Origin of the sequence: Sandarakinorhabdus sp. (genome assembly GCF_032115815.1) — a bacterium.
Lineage (GTDB): Bacteria > Pseudomonadota > Alphaproteobacteria > Sphingomonadales > Sphingomonadaceae > Sandarakinorhabdus.
This window is the reverse complement of sequence record NZ_JAUMBI010000106.1, coordinates 1-14,261: the sequence shown is the minus strand read 5'-3', so window position 1 is coordinate 14,261 and position 14,261 is coordinate 1. Positions and strand designations below refer to the sequence as shown.

The 14,261-nt window shown below is 64.6% G+C and carries 12 protein-coding genes; 8 read left to right on the top strand and 4 right to left on the bottom strand.

All coding sequences use genetic code 11. From position 1 onward, the window contains the following. Together RT662_RS06495 and RT662_RS06490 are read left to right on the top strand one after the other, a co-directional pair. Positions 1-614, top strand: a 614-nt coding sequence (locus tag RT662_RS06495; RefSeq protein WP_313669890.1) for a TonB-dependent receptor, incomplete at its 5' end; no start/stop codon positions are given. Positions 615-700: 86 nt separating this feature from the next. After that, positions 701-1,978, top strand: coding sequence for a Xaa-Pro peptidase family protein (locus tag RT662_RS06490; RefSeq protein WP_313669889.1), 1,278 nt, complete (start codon positions 701-703; stop codon positions 1,976-1,978). Between the two features lie 89 nt (positions 1,979-2,067). On the opposite strand, the gene RT662_RS06485 is transcribed toward RT662_RS06490, so the two are convergent. Beyond that, positions 2,068-2,724, bottom strand: coding sequence for a PEPxxWA-CTERM sorting domain-containing protein (locus tag RT662_RS06485; RefSeq protein WP_313669888.1), 657 nt, complete (start codon positions 2,722-2,724; stop codon positions 2,068-2,070). 162 nt (positions 2,725-2,886) lie between these two features. Here RT662_RS06485 and bchI point away from each other — a divergent pair, with 162 nt between their 5' ends. From bchI to bchO, 3 genes are read left to right on the top strand one after another with little or no spacing between them, the layout of a single operon-like run. Beyond that, complete coding sequence (gene bchI / locus RT662_RS06480; protein WP_313669887.1) at positions 2,887-3,915, top strand: magnesium chelatase ATPase subunit I; 1,029 nt, start codon at positions 2,887-2,889, stop codon at positions 3,913-3,915. Then, the gene (locus tag RT662_RS06475; protein WP_313669886.1) at positions 3,912-5,666 is read left to right on the top strand and encodes a magnesium chelatase subunit D; all 1,755 of its coding nucleotides are present in this window, start codon (positions 3,912-3,914) and stop codon (positions 5,664-5,666) included. Before bchI ends, RT662_RS06475 begins: the two co-directional genes overlap by 4 nt. After that, positions 5,666-6,547 carry an alpha/beta fold hydrolase BchO gene (gene bchO / locus RT662_RS06470; RefSeq protein WP_313669885.1) on the top strand — a complete coding sequence of 294 codons (882 nt, stop codon included), beginning with the start codon at positions 5,666-5,668 and terminating at the stop codon, positions 6,545-6,547. Before RT662_RS06475 ends, bchO begins: the two co-directional genes overlap by 1 nt. Here the strand turns inward: bchO and RT662_RS06465 are convergent. Both RT662_RS06465 and RT662_RS06460 read right to left on the bottom strand, forming a co-directional pair. Beyond that, positions 6,544-7,362 (bottom strand): enoyl-CoA hydratase-related protein, encoded by an 819-nt coding sequence (locus RT662_RS06465; RefSeq protein WP_313669884.1) that lies wholly within the window; start codon positions 7,360-7,362, stop codon positions 6,544-6,546. The genes bchO and RT662_RS06465 overlap by 4 nt on opposite strands. Beyond that, positions 7,359-8,081, bottom strand: a complete 723-nt coding sequence (locus RT662_RS06460) for a VOC family protein (protein ID WP_313669883.1) — start codon at positions 8,079-8,081, stop codon at positions 7,359-7,361. Before RT662_RS06460 ends, RT662_RS06465 begins: the two co-directional genes overlap by 4 nt. A 68-nt stretch (positions 8,082-8,149) precedes the next feature. Between RT662_RS06460 and RT662_RS06455 the strand changes: the two genes are divergently transcribed. From RT662_RS06455 to RT662_RS06445, 3 genes are read left to right on the top strand one after another with little or no spacing between them, the layout of a single operon-like run. Beyond that, positions 8,150-9,007, top strand: coding sequence for an enoyl-CoA hydratase-related protein (locus RT662_RS06455; protein WP_313669882.1), 858 nt, complete (start codon positions 8,150-8,152; stop codon positions 9,005-9,007). A gap of 57 nt (positions 9,008-9,064) precedes the next feature. Next, the gene (locus RT662_RS06450; RefSeq protein ID WP_313669881.1) at positions 9,065-12,403 is read left to right on the top strand and encodes a PDZ domain-containing protein; all 3,339 of its coding nucleotides are present in this window, start codon (positions 9,065-9,067) and stop codon (positions 12,401-12,403) included. 4 nt (positions 12,404-12,407) lie between these two features. Beyond that, positions 12,408-12,542: a hypothetical protein gene (locus tag RT662_RS06445; RefSeq protein ID WP_313669880.1), complete on the top strand. Its 135-nt coding sequence runs from the start codon at positions 12,408-12,410 to the stop codon at positions 12,540-12,542. 256 nt (positions 12,543-12,798) lie between these two features. Here RT662_RS06445 and RT662_RS06440 read toward each other — a convergent pair. Beyond that, on the bottom strand, positions 12,799-14,261 hold a 1,463-nt coding region (locus RT662_RS06440; protein WP_313669879.1), incomplete at its 5' end, for a hypothetical protein.

The window sequence follows — 14,261 nt, the reverse complement described above, 5'->3', positions numbered from 1 at the left end:
AGGGCAGCGTGCGCGGTGTCGTCAGCGCCTATCTGGTCAATTTCTCCAACCGCATCCTTGCCATCCCGCAGGGGCCGGGCATCGTGGGCAACGCGCCGATCCAGTCCAACGTTGGCGACGTCCGCTCGCTGGGCGCGGAACTGGGCTTGACCTGGCAGCCGGTCAAGGCCGTCAACATCACCGCCAGCTATGCCTATAACGAGAACACCTACCAGGACGATGTGGTGAACGCCGCTGGCGTCGTGGTGCAGGCCATCCGCGGCCGCACCGTTGTGGACAGCCCGCGCCACATTGGCGATTTGGAAATCGCCTATGACGATGGCAATTTCTATAGCCGCGCCAATGCCAACGCCATGTCAAAGCGCTTCTTCACCTTCTCCAACGACCAGTCGGTGGGTGGCCGCGTCGTGGTGGACGGCAAGATCGGCTATCGCATCACCAGCGACAACCGCTGGCTGAACGGTCTGGCCATCGAAGGCACGGTGACCAACCTGCTCGACAAGCGCTACATCGCCACCATCGGTTCCAATGGCTTCGGCTTTGCCGGTGACAACCAGACTCTGCTGCCAGCGCCGCCGCGCCAGTTCTTCGTCACACTGCGCAAGGACTTCTGATCCGCAGGGATATCTGACTGGTGGGGGCGTCGCCGGCCTGGCGGCGCCCCTCTTGCTTTTATGACCCAAGCTGCGAGGTTCGGGCGATGATCGATCTTCGCCCGAACCGCCGCCGCTTCGCTGCCACCGCCCTTGGCCTTGCCGGGCTGGCCGCCCTGCCGTCGCCTTTGCGCGCTGCCGCCGCCGCTACTGGCGTCGATACCAGCGGGCTCACGCCAATCACCACCGGCATCAAACCCATTGATGCCGCTGAACGCGCCGGCCGCATTGCGCGCGCCCAGGCGCTGATGGCCAACGCCGGCATGGCCGCGATCATATTGGAACCGGGGGCCAGCCTCGATTATTTCACCGGCGTGCAGTGGTGGCGCAGCGAGCGTGTGACGGCTGCCATCATCCCGGCCAGTGGTGAACCGATCATCGTGACGCCGTTTTTCGAAGAGCCGTCCATTCGCCAGAGCCTGGGCATTCCGGCCGGGGTGCGGGTGTGGCAGGAAGACGAGGACCCGCTGGCGCTGTTGGCCGCCGGCCTGACCGAACGTGGTGCTGCCAAGGCGCAGATCGGCATCGAGGAAAGCGTGCGCTTCTTCATCAGTGATGGGCTGGCAACGCGCCTGCCGGGTGCCCGCATGGTATCGGCCAACGCGGTGGTGCGCGCCTGCCGGCTGGTAAAGACTCTAGCCGAAATCGCCCTGATGCAGGCCGCCAATGATGTGATGCTGGCTGCGCTGCGCTGGACCCATCCGCGCATCAAGGCCGGCATGAAGCCGGCGGATATCGCCGCGCTGATCGACAGCGCCGTTGCGGCGCTTGGCGGGAAATCCACCGGCAGCGGCGTGCTGCTAGGCGAGGCATCGGCCTATCCGCACGGATCCCGCAACCCGCAGCAGGTGCGGACAAGCGAAGTGGTGCTGCTGGACTGCACCTGCGAAGTGGGCGGCTATGCTGCGGATATTTCACGCAGCTTTGTCTTTGGCCGCGCGCCGGATGAGGTGCGGCGGGTGTGGGATATCGTGGCCCAGGGCCAGCAGGTGGCGCAGGCGGCGGCAACACTGCGCACACCGGCGGGCCAAGTGGATGATGCCGTCCGGCGATTTTACGAAAGTCGCGGCTTTGGCCCGCGCTATCAACTGCCCGGCCTGTCGCATCGCACCGGGCACGGCATCGGCATGGATGTGCATGAACCGGTCAATCTTGTGCACGGCGAGACGACACCGCTGGCGCCGGGCATGTGCTTTTCCAACGAACCCGGCCTGTATCTGCCAGGCCGGTTCGGCATCAGGCTGGAAGATTGTTTCCACATGACCGAATCCGGGCCGCAGTGGTTCACACAGCCATCGCGCAGCCTTGAGGCACCATTCGGCTGAGCTTCGGTTCAGCGCGCACCGGCAAGCAGAAACCCCGCAGGCCGTTTGGCGCTGCGGGGTTTCCTTTTGTCAGCCTGCGGCGTGAAGGTTCAGGCCGAAACCACCGTGGCGCCCTGTGAGCGGCGGCGCATCAGACCAATCAGGCCAAAGCCGGCCAGCAGCATCGCCCAACTCTCCGGTTCCGGTACCGAGCCCACATAAACGCGGTCGATCACGATGTCTTTCGACGGATTGAGGTTGGTGTCGAACTGGAAGTTCACCGTGTACAGGCCAGCGGTCTGGATCGTGGTCTGGCCGGTGAAGGCCTGCCATGTGCGCACCGGACCGGTGGACACCAGATAGTTGGCGACCGTGGTGCCCAGGATGGTGGCCTGGAAGCGAGCATCGCCGGCGTTGTTGTAGCCATTCTGCGGCGCGAAGGCGGAGAAGCCGAACTCATAGCGGCCCGGCGTCAGGAAGATGGTTTGCGATAACGACTGGGCACGCGCCAGATCGGTAACGAAATAGGCGGCGCGCTGGCCAACTGCATCCGGGCTGTTCGAAGCGCTGTTATCGGGCGGGACCGATTCGCCAAAGGCACCAATCGGATAGGCCGCTGCGCTGTTGTAGAAAATGGCGACTGGCGGGAAATTCTGGCCGTCGCTGCCGCCGATCGTCCAGTTGGCGAGGCCAGCCTCGAAACTGCCGTTGCTCACCAGGTTGGTGATCGCCAGCGCCGGCGATGCCGCCAGCAGTGTGGCACTCATGGCCAAACCCAAAAACTTACTCATGCTACATACCCCCGACTTACTACTGCAATAAATTTAACTCAATAGTAACGAGTTGTAAAGTTTGCCGGGAGTCATGCTACGCGCGACACATCGCCGACCGGCTTGCAGCAAGGCGGCCTGCCGCTTAAGGCAACGGCCATGGCAATCGCTGCGCGCACCCCGTTTCCGTTCACCGCCATTGTTGGCCAGGCCGAGATGAAGCAGGCGCTGCTGCTCGCCGCCGTGGAACCGCGGTTGGGTGGCGTCATGGTGTTTGGCGATCGCGGCACCGGAAAATCTACCGCGGTCCGCGCGCTGGCCGGCCTGCTGCCGCCCATGAAGGTCGTGCCCGGCTGCCGGTACAAATGCGCCCCCGATGATCGCAGCCCCTGCATCGAAGGCTGCCGCGAACGCGCTGGCAAGCATGTCGAGGAAAGCGCCGTGCCCTTTGTCGATCTGCCGCTGGGCGCCACGGAAGATCGCGTCGTCGGCAGCCTCGATCTCGAACGGGCGCTGGCCACCGGCGAAAAGCGCTTCGAACCTGGCCTGCTCGCCAAGGCCAATCGCGGTTTTCTCTATATCGACGAAATAAACCTTCTCGAAGATCATCTCGTCGATCTGCTGCTCGATGTTGCCGTGTCGGGCACCAACGTCGTCGAGCGCGAGGGGCTTTCGATCCGCCACCCGGCGCGTTTCATCCTGGTCGGCTCCGGCAACCCGGAAGAGGGTGAACTGCGCCCGCAGTTGCTTGACCGTTTCGGCCTGTCGGTCGATGTGCGCACCCCGACCGATATTGGTGACCGGATCGAGATCGTGAAACGGTGCGACCGCTTCGATCGCGACCCGGCAGGCTTTGTGGCCGAATTCGAGGGCAGCGAGCAGCACACGCTGGAAGCCATCGCCAAGGCGCGCAAACTGCTGTCCAAGGTGCAGGTGGAAGACGAAATGCTGGGTCTCGGTGCTCAGCTTTGCTCTGCGGTAGGTGCTGATGGCCTGCGTGGGGAACTGACCCTGCTGCGTGCCGCCCGCGCCCAGGCGGCACTGGCCGGCAAGAAACATGTGAAGCCGCATCATCTGGCCGAAGTCGCCACCATGGCGCTGCGCCACCGCCTGCGCCGCAATGTGCTGGACGACACTGGCTCCACCGCCCGCATCACCCGCGCCATCGCGGAACTTATCCCGGCATGACCCCTTTAGGGGAGGACGACAGCAACGAACGCTGGGCGCTGGCACTGGCGGCGATCGACGTGCTGGTGGCCGCCGGAAATGGCATCGGCGGCATCCTGCTGCGCGCCCGCCCCGGCCCGGTACGCGATGCCTGGGCCGATGCGCTGAACCTTGTCGTCCCCACCCGCCGCCTGCCGGCCAGTGCCGATGCCGAAGCGATGGATGGCGGGCTGGACCTGACCGCGACGCTGGCCAGCGGCAAACCCGTGCACCGCGCCGGTATCTTGGCCGATGCCCAGGGCAAGGCGCTGGTGGTGCCGATGGCGGAGCGGCTCAATCCGGCGCTCGCCGCGCGGCTGGCCACGGCGATCGACGATGGCGCGCCGCCACTGGTGCTGTTCGACGAAGGCGACCCCGAAGATGCGGAGCGCGAGCGTATTCCGCAGGGCCTCGCTGACCGGCTGGCCATTCATATCGACCTCAACAGCGTCCGCCTGCCGATGGCGCAACTGATCGCCGGCGAAGCGCCGCCACCGCCGCTGGAAATGCTGGCCGAACCCGGCGCCATCGCGAAGGATCCGGAGACCGCCCTGGCCGTGGCGGCAGCAGCGCTGGGCATCGCGTCTGTGCGCGCGCCGATCATGGCCGTGCGCGTCGCCCGCGCTCACGCCCGCGCCGATGACCGGCAGGACGATATCGCGCATCTGCGCGAGGCCGACATGGCGGCCGCCGCCGCGCTGGTGCTCGGCCCGCGCGCCACCCGCCTGCCGCCGCCGCCCGAGGAAGAGCCGCCGCCGCCCGAAGAACAGCCCGAAGATCAACCGCCGCCGGAAGAGCCGCCGCCGCCACCGCCGCCCAGCGATGACAACCAGGGCGACGATCAGGAACAGCCGGAACCGCCGCCGTTTGATCCGACCGACATGATCCTGGATGCGGCGCAAACCGCTCTGCCGCCGGGCCTGCTCGATGCGCTGGCCGCCGGCACGTTGGGCAAGGCGCCCAAGGCCAGCGGTTCTTCCGGCGCCAAGCAGAAGAGTATCACCAGCGGGCGCCCGGCTGGCGTGCGCCCTGGCATGCCGGGCCGCGGCGCGCGGCTGGCGCTGATTGAAACCATCAAGACCGCCGCCCCGTGGCAGAAGATCCGCCCCGTCCGCGAGGACGGCCGCCTCGCCATTCGCACCGACGATTTGCGCATCCGTCGCTTCATCGCGCAGACGCAATCGACCACCATTTTTGCCGTTGATGCCAGTGGCTCGGCGGCGTTCGCGCGCCTGGCTGAGGCCAAGGGCGCGGTCGAACTGCTGCTCGCCGAAGCCTATGTGAAGCGCGCTGAAGTGGCGTTGGTGGCCTTTCGCGGCACCGAAGCCGCACTGGCGCTGCCGCCCACCCGCAGCCTGCCGCGCGCCAAGAAGGAACTGGCCGGACTTGCTGGCGGTGGCGGCACGCCGCTTGCTGCCGGGCTGGATATGGCCCGCAAGGTGGCGGAAGGCGAAAAGGGCAGGGGCCGCACGCCGCTGGTAGTGGTGCTCACCGATGGCCGGGCCAATGTTGGCGGCAGCGCTACGCAGAGCCCACAGGACGCAGCGCTTGCGTCGGCGCGGGCGTTCCGGGTGAGTGGCATTCCGGCCGTGTTCATCGATTGCAGCCCGCGTCCGCGCCCGCAGGGGGCGGAACTGGCAAATGCGATGGGGGCGCGGCTGGTGACACTGCCGCGGGTTGATGCCAAGTCAGTGGTGGCGGCGGTGAAGGCCGCGAGTGGTGGGGCGGTCTGATGCGTTGGGATATCGATGGCCGTCATGTGCCGCACAAGGAATGGAGCCAGTTCGTCACCGCCGGTGGCGTGAAATTTCATGTGCAGATGACCGGGCCAGAGGATGCGCCAGCGCTGCTGCTGATCCACGGCACTGGGGCAACCACGCACAGTTTCGCCGGCTTGGCGCCGCTGTTGGCGCCGCATTTCCGGCTGGTCATCCCCGATCTGCCCGGCCATGGCTTCACCCAGAAACTCTATTCGCCTGATCCCGACAATGTCGCCAAGGCGCTGGCCGCGTTGCTGGCGGAACTGGGTGTGCAACCGGCGCTGATCCTGGGCCACAGTGTGGGGGCGGCAATTGCCTTCATGCTGGCCGCAGGCGGCCATCTGCAGCCGCAAGCCATCGTTTCGCTGGGTGGGGCGCTGCTGCCGTTCGAGGGTATGGGCAAGGCCTACCCCAGTCTGGCCAAGGCGCTGTTCGTCAACCCGTTCATGCCGTCGATCTTCTCGTTCACCACCCGCTTCCAGTCGATGCCCGATCTGCTCAAGCGCTGGACCGGCTCGCATTCCAGCCGCGAGCAGGTGGCCTATTACGAACGCCTGTTTCGCAATCCCAGCCATACGGGCGGCGCGCTCTCGCTGATGGCGCACTGGGATCTGGACACGATCGAGCGCAGCATTGCCCATATCAAATGCCCGGTGCTGCTGTTGCACGGCGAGCGCGACAAGACTGTGCCGCCGTCCACAAGCCACATCGTCGCGCAGCGCCTTGCCCATCACGGCACCAGCGCCGAGCATCACGGCCTGCCTGGCCTTGGCCACCTCGCCCACGAGGAAGCGCCGGAGCGGCATGCGCAAATGGTGGCGGACTTTGCCCGCAAGCTGGGGATGCTGGCCTAACGCCCCTTAAACACCGGCGCGCGTTTTTCCACGAAGGCCTTGGCCGCGTCCCTGTGATCTTCTGTCAGCCCGCAATGGACATGGTGGGTGGCCTCCAGATCGAGGCAATCATCCATGTCGCCGCCGGAGAAGGCGCGATTGAGATTTTCCTTCATGTAGCGATAGGCGACGCGCGGGCCGGCGGCCAACCGTACGGCCAGCGCCTGCGCCTCGGCCATCAGGGCGTCGGCCGGGACCACGCGGTTGGTCAGCCCCAGCCGCAAGGCTTCAGCGGCATCGATGCGATCGGACAGGAAATACATCTCCCGCGCCTTGGCGGCGCCCACTAGCGCGGTGAGGAAATAGGTGCCGCCATAGTCACCGGAGAAACCGACCTTGGCGAAGGCGGTTGTCATGAAGGCGGTATCGGCCATCACGCGCAGATCGCAGGCCAGCGCGATGGAAAGGCCGGCACCGGCCGCCGCGCCGGGGATGGCGGCAATGGTGGGTTTCGGCATGGCATGCAGGCGCCCGGCGGTTTCGCGCTGGTTGCGGCGCTGGCGGGCGATGGCGACATCGATGGGTTCAGGCTCGCCGCTTTCATTGCGCGCTGCCATGCCTTTAACGTCGCCGCCGGCGCAGAATGCGCCGCCCGCACCGGTGATCACGATGGCACCGATGGCGGGATCGGCTTCGGCTTCGCCCAGCAGCCGCGCCAGCCCGTCGAGCATTGCGCGCGACAGCGCATTGCGCGCCGTCGGGCGGTTCAAGGTGAGTGTGAGTACGCCGTCAACGACGCTGGCCAGCAGGTCTTCGGTGCCGGCTTCATAGCTCATTGGTTCGTCTCCGGAAGAAAATCGAGGCCGCAACTGCGGGCCGGGGCGTTGAGGCCGGTAAGGCGGATCGCCGCCAGCCCCTCGCCGGCCGGGCCATTGTTTGGCATGAAATCCAGCGCAGCATTATCCAGCGCGACGCGCCAGCCAGCGCCATGCGGCACGGCAGGCCGATCAAGAATATGGCTCCAGCGCGACGCGGTGGCAGCCGGGTCATCGCAGGTCATCACCGCGCCGCTGATGGCAAGGCGGGGGTTGGCGTGGGCGTGCCAGGCGCTGCCGGCCCACATGTAGCTGCCCATCATGCCACTGTCCGGCCCGTGATGATCGATGGAGAGCAGGCAGCCGCCGGTGTCGCGCGGGTGCAGGTGCAGGGCAGTGGCGTGGAGCGCTGCATCGCCGACAGAGAGATCCTCGACAAGCCGCACGCTCTGCGTGCCCAGCCGGGCCCGCACGGTGGCGAGATCATCCGTGTCGAGAATGACCATGTAGCCGGTGGCGCCTCCGCGCCTTGCCATGTAGCGACCTGCAGTCGTATTCTCCTGCAAGGGCGCCAGTGCCTCCAGAAATGTGCCGCCCAGCGCCCATAGCGCATTGTGCAGGCCATATTTGCCCACACCGGGATCGCGGTAACAGACGGTGGCCGCCAGCATCTGGCCAACTTCTTCCTCCACCGGCGCAAGGTCCGGTGCAACCATCGCAATTTGGCGCAAGCGCAGCATGTTTCCTCCCCAAAGCAGTCGTTGCTGCCTCCCTGTCTCCGGCGCAGCATACCCGGGCAGGGGAGACGATGATGGCGCAAGATGGGCTGACTGTCAGCAACGAAGCCGGGGTGATGACGATCACGCTTGATCGGCCGGAAAAACTCAACGCCTATACCGATGCGATGGGCCGGGCGTTGGCCCGCGCGGTGCGCGCGGCCAGCGATGATGATGCCATTCGCGCCATCATCATCACCGGGGCGGGGCGGGCCTTCTGCGCCGGGGCGGACGTGTCGGCCGGCGCCGAAAGCTTTGACATGGCCGGCGAAGGCGCCGGCAATTTCGGCGGCCGCGACGAACGGCGCGGCAAGCAGGACAGCTTCATCCACGCCCTGTTCGAATCGAAGAAGCCGATAATCGCCGCCATTAATGGCCCGGCGGTGGGTGTGGGCATCACCCTCACATTGCCGTGCGACGTGCGCATCGCGGCGGAAGGCGCCCGTGTCGGTTTCGTCTTTGCCCGGCGCGGCCTGGTGCCGGAAGCGGGCAGCGCCTGGTTCCTGCCGCGCTTGGTCGGCCTGCCGCAGGCGCTGCGCTGGTGCCTGTCAGGGCGGGTGTTCGACGCCGCCGAAGCACTGGCCGGAGGGTTGGTGAGCGAGGTAGTGCCGCCTGACCAACTGCTGCCCCGCGCACGCGCCATTGCCGCCGAGGTCAGCGAAGGCACCGCACCTGTGGCCATTGCGCTGGCCCGCGCCATGCTCTGGCGGCTGGGCAGCAGCGCCGGGCCGGAGGACGCGCTGGCAGTGGATGCCGCCTGGAACATCGCGCTGGGCGGCGGGCCGGATGTGAAGGAGGGCGTGGCGGCGTTCCTCGAGAAGCGCAGTCCATCTTTCCCCGGCAAGGCCAGCGCCGACCTGCCGGCAGGTGTGCCGTGGTGGAGTGATTGACGGGCGCAACACAGGCTGCCACTTTCCGCGCTAGTCAATGATTTGGGGGACTTCGGGATGAACAGGCAGCGCTGGATGGGTGTTGGCATGCTGGCTTTGGGGCTGGCAACGTCGGCGCAGGCGGCTAGCCCAGCGCGGCTGCTGCAATCGCCGGTGCTCAGCGCGACGCACCTTGCCTTCGTGTCGGGCGGGGATCTGTGGGTGGCTCCGCGCGGCGGCGGCAAGGCGCTGCGTCTCACCACCGGCGTCGGTATCGAGCAGGCACCGAGCTTCTCGCCTGATGGGCAAACCATTGCCTTCACGGGCGAATATGATGGCAACACCGATGTCTTCACCGTGCCGGTCGCTGGCGGTGTGCCGAAGCGGCTGACGTTCCACCCGGCCGGCGATGCCGCCGTAGGCTGGACGCCCGACGGCGCCCGCGTGATTATCCGCTCCAACCGCGATTCCGCCAGCCGCTACACACGCCTGTGGCACGTCTCGGCCGGCGGCGGCGCCGCCAGCGCGCTGCCTCTGCCGATAGCGTCCGCGGGGATGATGTCCCCCGATGGCAAATCCATTGCCTATACCCCGCAGGAACAGGGCTTTTCCTTCAACCACACCCGCTACACCGCTTGGGGAAATTATCGTGGCGGGCTTACGGGCGCAGTGTGGATCACGGAACTGAACGGCCTGAAAACCCAAAAGATTCCGCAGGATGGCGGCGCGGATTTCTCGCCGGTGTGGTTGGGCGGCCAGGTCTATTTCCTGTCGGGCCGCAAGGGGCCGGTCAGCGTCTATCGCTTTGATCCGGCGAGCGGGCAGGCGTCGCTGGTTTGGCAGAACCGCGGTTCCGATATCCGCAGCCTTTCCACCGATGGAAAACAGCTGGTTTTTGATCGACTTGGCACGATCTTCACGCTGACCCCCGGCGCTGAACCCGTGGCCGTGAACATCGATCTGGATGGCGATATGCCCGATGTGCGCCCGCGTGTGGCCAGTGTCGCCGCCGAGGTGCGCGATGTGGCCATCTCCCCCACCGGCATCAGGGCGGCGGTAGAGGCCCATGGCGAGATCATCACGGTGCCGGTGAAGGAAGGCATGATCCGCACCATCACCGCCACCGCCGGCACCATGGAGCGCAGCCCGGCGTGGAGCCCGGATGGCCAGTCCATCGCCTATTTCTCTGATGAATCAGGGCTTTATGCCCTGCATGTCGCGTCCCAGCAGGGGGCCGGCAAGGCGGTGAAGAAATATGCGCTGGCGCCTGAGCCGGCCTATTATTCCGATCCGCTGTGGGCGCCCGATGGCAAGCATATTGCCTTTAAAGACAACAGGTTGAACACGTGGATCCTCAATCTCGCCACCGGCAAGCTCAGCGCCGCCGGCCCGGCGGACGAGTTTGGCGGTTTTGCCAGTGGTTCGCGCGGCATGGCGTGGTCGCCTGATGGCCAATGGTTTGTTTATGCACGGGTTTCCGGCAACCATTTCCCGGTTTTGATGCTGCACGAGGTCGCCACCGGCAAAGCCACCCAGATCACCGACGCGATGGGACAAGCCAGCGAGCCGACCTTCGATCGCGATGGCAAGTATCTGTATTTCCTCAGTTCCAACAACGCTGGCGGCACCATAATGCCGCTCGACATGTCGTCTAATGTCTATCAGCCCACCATGAGCGTGTGGGCGCTGGCGCTGGCCGAAGGCACGCCATCGCCGCTGGCGCCGGAACTGGGGGACGAAAAAGCGCCTCCTGCCACCGCTGCGCCCGACAAAAAGGCCGATCCGAAAAAGCCTGCCACGCCCGCAATCACGCCAATTCGGGTGGACATTGCTGGCCTTTCGCTGCCGGCAATTGGCCGGCGGCTGACGGCACTGCCGCTTCCGGTGGCGGATTATCGCAATCTGGTGGCGGGCAAGGGCGGCGTGCTCTGGCTGCTGCGCGCCAACGAACCGCTCGACGTGGATGCCGATGAACGCCCCGGCGCGACGCTGCTGCGCTGGCAGCTTGAAGGCAAGAAAACCGAGACCCTGTTCGACAAGGCGCAACAGTTCAGCCTGTCGGCCGACGGCACCAAATTGCTCGTCCGCACCCCGCCCAATCCGGCCGGGCAATCCACCTGGCTGGTCGCCGATGCCAACAAGCCGTTCAAGGCCAGCGATCCCGATACCCGCGTCAAAACCGATGGCCTGATGGCCCGCATCGATCCGGCGGCGGAATGGGCGCAGATGTATCGCGAAGTCTGGCGGGTGCAGCGCGCCTATTTCTATGATCCCAATTTCCACGGCTATGATCTTGCGGCGGCGGAAAAATCGCTGGCCGCGTTCCTCCCTGGCATCCAGTCGCGCGGGGATCTCAACTATCTCTTCCACGAAGCGCTCACCGGCTTTTCCATCGGCCACTTGCGCGGTGGCGGCGGCGCGATCCCGGTGGCGAAGCGCGTGCCGGGCGGCTTGCTGGGTGCGGATTACGAGATCAAGGATGGCCGCTGGTGCCTCACCCGCATCCACGATGGCGGCACCTGGACGCCCGATATCAAGGCCCCGCTCGCCCGCCCCGGCCTGGACGTGAAGGCCGGCGATTGCATCACGGCCGTCAATGGCGCGACGGTGAGCGGCACCGAGGATATTCAGCGTTATCTGGAAGGCACCGCCGATCAGGCCGTGATGCTCACCATCGCCCGCGCCGGCGCTGCGCCGCGTGACGTGACGGTGGTGCCCATCGCCAGCGAAGCCCGCCTGCGCAACCTCACCTGGATTGAAGACAACCGCCAGCGCGTGGACAAGCTTTCGGGCGGCAAGCTCGGCTATGTCTATCTGCCCAACACCGGCGGCGGCGGCTTCACCAGCTTCAACCGCTATTATTTCGCGCAGACCGATCGGCAGGGCATGGTGATCGATGATCGCTGGAACGGCGGCGGCCAGGCGGCGGATTACATGATCGATGTGATGAACCGCCGCCTGATCAGCTGGTGGCAACCGCGCTATGGCCGCATCGATCGCACGCCATCGGCCAGCGTGCTGGGGCCCAAGGTGATGTTGATCAACGAAGGTTCGGCCAGCGGTGGGGACATGCTGCCGTGGATGTTCCGCGATTTCAAACTGGGGCCATTGGTGGGCAAACGCACCTGGGGCGGCCTGGTCGGCATCGGCGGCATCCCGCCGTTGATGGACGGCGGCCAGCTCACCAGCCCGTCGGTGGGCTTCTTCTCCCCTGCCAGTGAGTGGGCCGTGGAAAATATCGGCGTGCCGCCCGATGTGGAGGTGGATCAAGACCCGGCCGCCATGATGGCCGGCGGCGATCCGCAACTGGAAAAGGCGGTGGCGCTGGCCATGGACGCCCTCGCCAAAAACCCGCCGCCCACGCCCAAGCGCCCGCCGTTCCCGCTCTATGGGCCAGACGGCCCGATCCGGCGCTAAGGCGATGAATATCCCGGTTGAATATTACGGCCTGATCGAAGGTGGGGTCAGCCTTTTCGCTGTCCTCGCCTTCGCCGGCTGGCAACTGTGGACCCTGCGGGAGAAGAAGGGGGACGGGGAGGAGGAGGACAACAATTGACGTCCCGAATTGACCCGGTTGGCAGACAGCGTGCGCCACGTCTTGCGGATGAGCGGAGCGAGCAGGCGCAACCTAATGCGGAGATGGCTGGGCTCAAAAGTAGCGTGATGCTGGGAAGAAAAAGATAACATCGGAGATGGTGGTTCGGTTGGGGTGAAGGTAACCCCCACAAAACCCGCATTCATGGGGCAAAGGCCGCGCTGGAGTACGCCGTACTCGACGATCGGATCGCCACCGGGCAAGTGCGGCTATTGCTTCAGGTCGTATGGGATCTGGGTGTCAAACGTTGAAATCGCTCTTCCCGACACGCGTCGCTGCAATAGTCACACCTCTCGCACTGCAGCTTGTGGCACTTGGGACAGGTCATATTCTTGCCAAGGACCAAGGGCGAGTGCCCACATTTGCCCTTAGGTTTCGGGAGGCCCGCATCCGACATGACGGTGTTTCCACCATCATCTTTCTCGTAAACCATGCCCCCGCAATAGGCGAGGATTGTCGTCCACTGCAGGTCATTGCGTCGGCGGGCCTCTAACAGGCCAAGACCGCGAAAGCGAAAGCTGGCAAATTCCCTCAACTGCATTCGCGACGAATGCTCCCAGAGTTCCGTCAATGCCTTCACAAGGCCAGATACCAACTGCAGTGGATCAATGGCACCCAGTGGCCACCGGCGAACGCCTGGCCTCCGATCGTTAAAGTCAAAATCCTGCAATACGAATATGTAATTGTAAATCTCTGGCGAATATTCGGGATCGCTGACAATGACAGCGCCAACGAAATCTGACAGTATGGTCAGAAATATGTCTGGGACATATGGAATTGCATGCAGATTATTTTGCAATCTACGGTAGAAACTTAGCTTGTGGGATGAAAAATGTTCCGCCAGTGCAGCAGGAATCGGCCCCCGCATTGCACAGAACGCCGCTGCCGCTGCTAGCGCTTCCTCGGCGCGGAATACATGGTACCAATGGTGGTCAGGGACTGCGGCGCAAAGGTCCCGGACCTTATCGATTTCGTCCCGTAGGCCTGGATACCAGCGCTCAGGATAGCAGAACACCCAATTTGGGAACGTGCGCTGATTGCCACGCTCAACCTTCAATTGAGAAGATGTGTAGCGACTTTCAAGCCTTTGAATATACTTCTGGCTAGTTTCGCCCAGAAAAACAACTGCTTCCACCTTGAAAGGGGCAATCCGAGGATGATCAATATACGTTTTTTGCAAATAAGGTGATAACACAGCTGCAATACGTACGTCTTCACCTTTCCTATCAATCTTGAACCTAGGTACCGTGTGTTCTACATAGAATTGGTTTGCGTTGACTGGCCTTCGAGCGTTCTTTACATCAATCGCTATGGTTCCATCGATCAGAAGATCGTGGGTTTTCCAGTCATTGCCGACGTTTTCAAGTTGGGTAACGGCAACATCGTCCACAGTAGCCCCAGCTTCTCGGTACAATTTGGCAACAACCTTTTCTGCGGCACGGGCAGACAGCATTTGCGCGACGATGGCATCTTCATTGCTCCTCCCCCACTGCGCCGCGAGCTGGCGGTCGCGCTCGTCAAGTGCTTCATAAGTTTCGTCTGCAGGCGCTTGCGTCGGCAACCGCGTGGCCCGTTGTAGCAAATTTGCCAGCGCCAGCCTGAGTTCCGCATAATGCGTCCGACACACAGCCCTTTTTATCGCGTCGGGTGCCAGATCATAGAACTGGCCTTCTGGTTTAG

Coding starts and splice junctions, on each gene's coding strand:
- RT662_RS06475 (WP_313669886.1), top strand. CDS start 3,912: ATGACCCCTTTAGGGGAGGACGACAGCAACGAACGCTGGGCGCTGGCA.
- RT662_RS06465 (WP_313669884.1), bottom strand. CDS start 7,362: ATGAGCTATGAAGCCGGCACCGAAGACCTGCTGGCCAGCGTCGTTGAC.
- RT662_RS06485 (WP_313669888.1), bottom strand. CDS start 2,724: ATGAGTGCCACACTGCTGGCGGCATCGCCGGCGCTGGCGATCACCAAC.
- RT662_RS06455 (WP_313669882.1), top strand. CDS start 8,150: ATGATGGCGCAAGATGGGCTGACTGTCAGCAACGAAGCCGGGGTGATG.
- RT662_RS06460 (WP_313669883.1), bottom strand. CDS start 8,081: ATGCTGCGCTTGCGCCAAATTGCGATGGTTGCACCGGACCTTGCGCCG.
- bchI (WP_313669887.1), top strand. CDS start 2,887: ATGGCAATCGCTGCGCGCACCCCGTTTCCGTTCACCGCCATTGTTGGC.
- RT662_RS06450 (WP_313669881.1), top strand. CDS start 9,065: ATGAACAGGCAGCGCTGGATGGGTGTTGGCATGCTGGCTTTGGGGCTG.
- bchO (WP_313669885.1), top strand. CDS start 5,666: ATGCGTTGGGATATCGATGGCCGTCATGTGCCGCACAAGGAATGGAGC.
- RT662_RS06445 (WP_313669880.1), top strand. CDS start 12,408: ATGAATATCCCGGTTGAATATTACGGCCTGATCGAAGGTGGGGTCAGC.
- RT662_RS06490 (WP_313669889.1), top strand. CDS start 701: ATGATCGATCTTCGCCCGAACCGCCGCCGCTTCGCTGCCACCGCCCTT.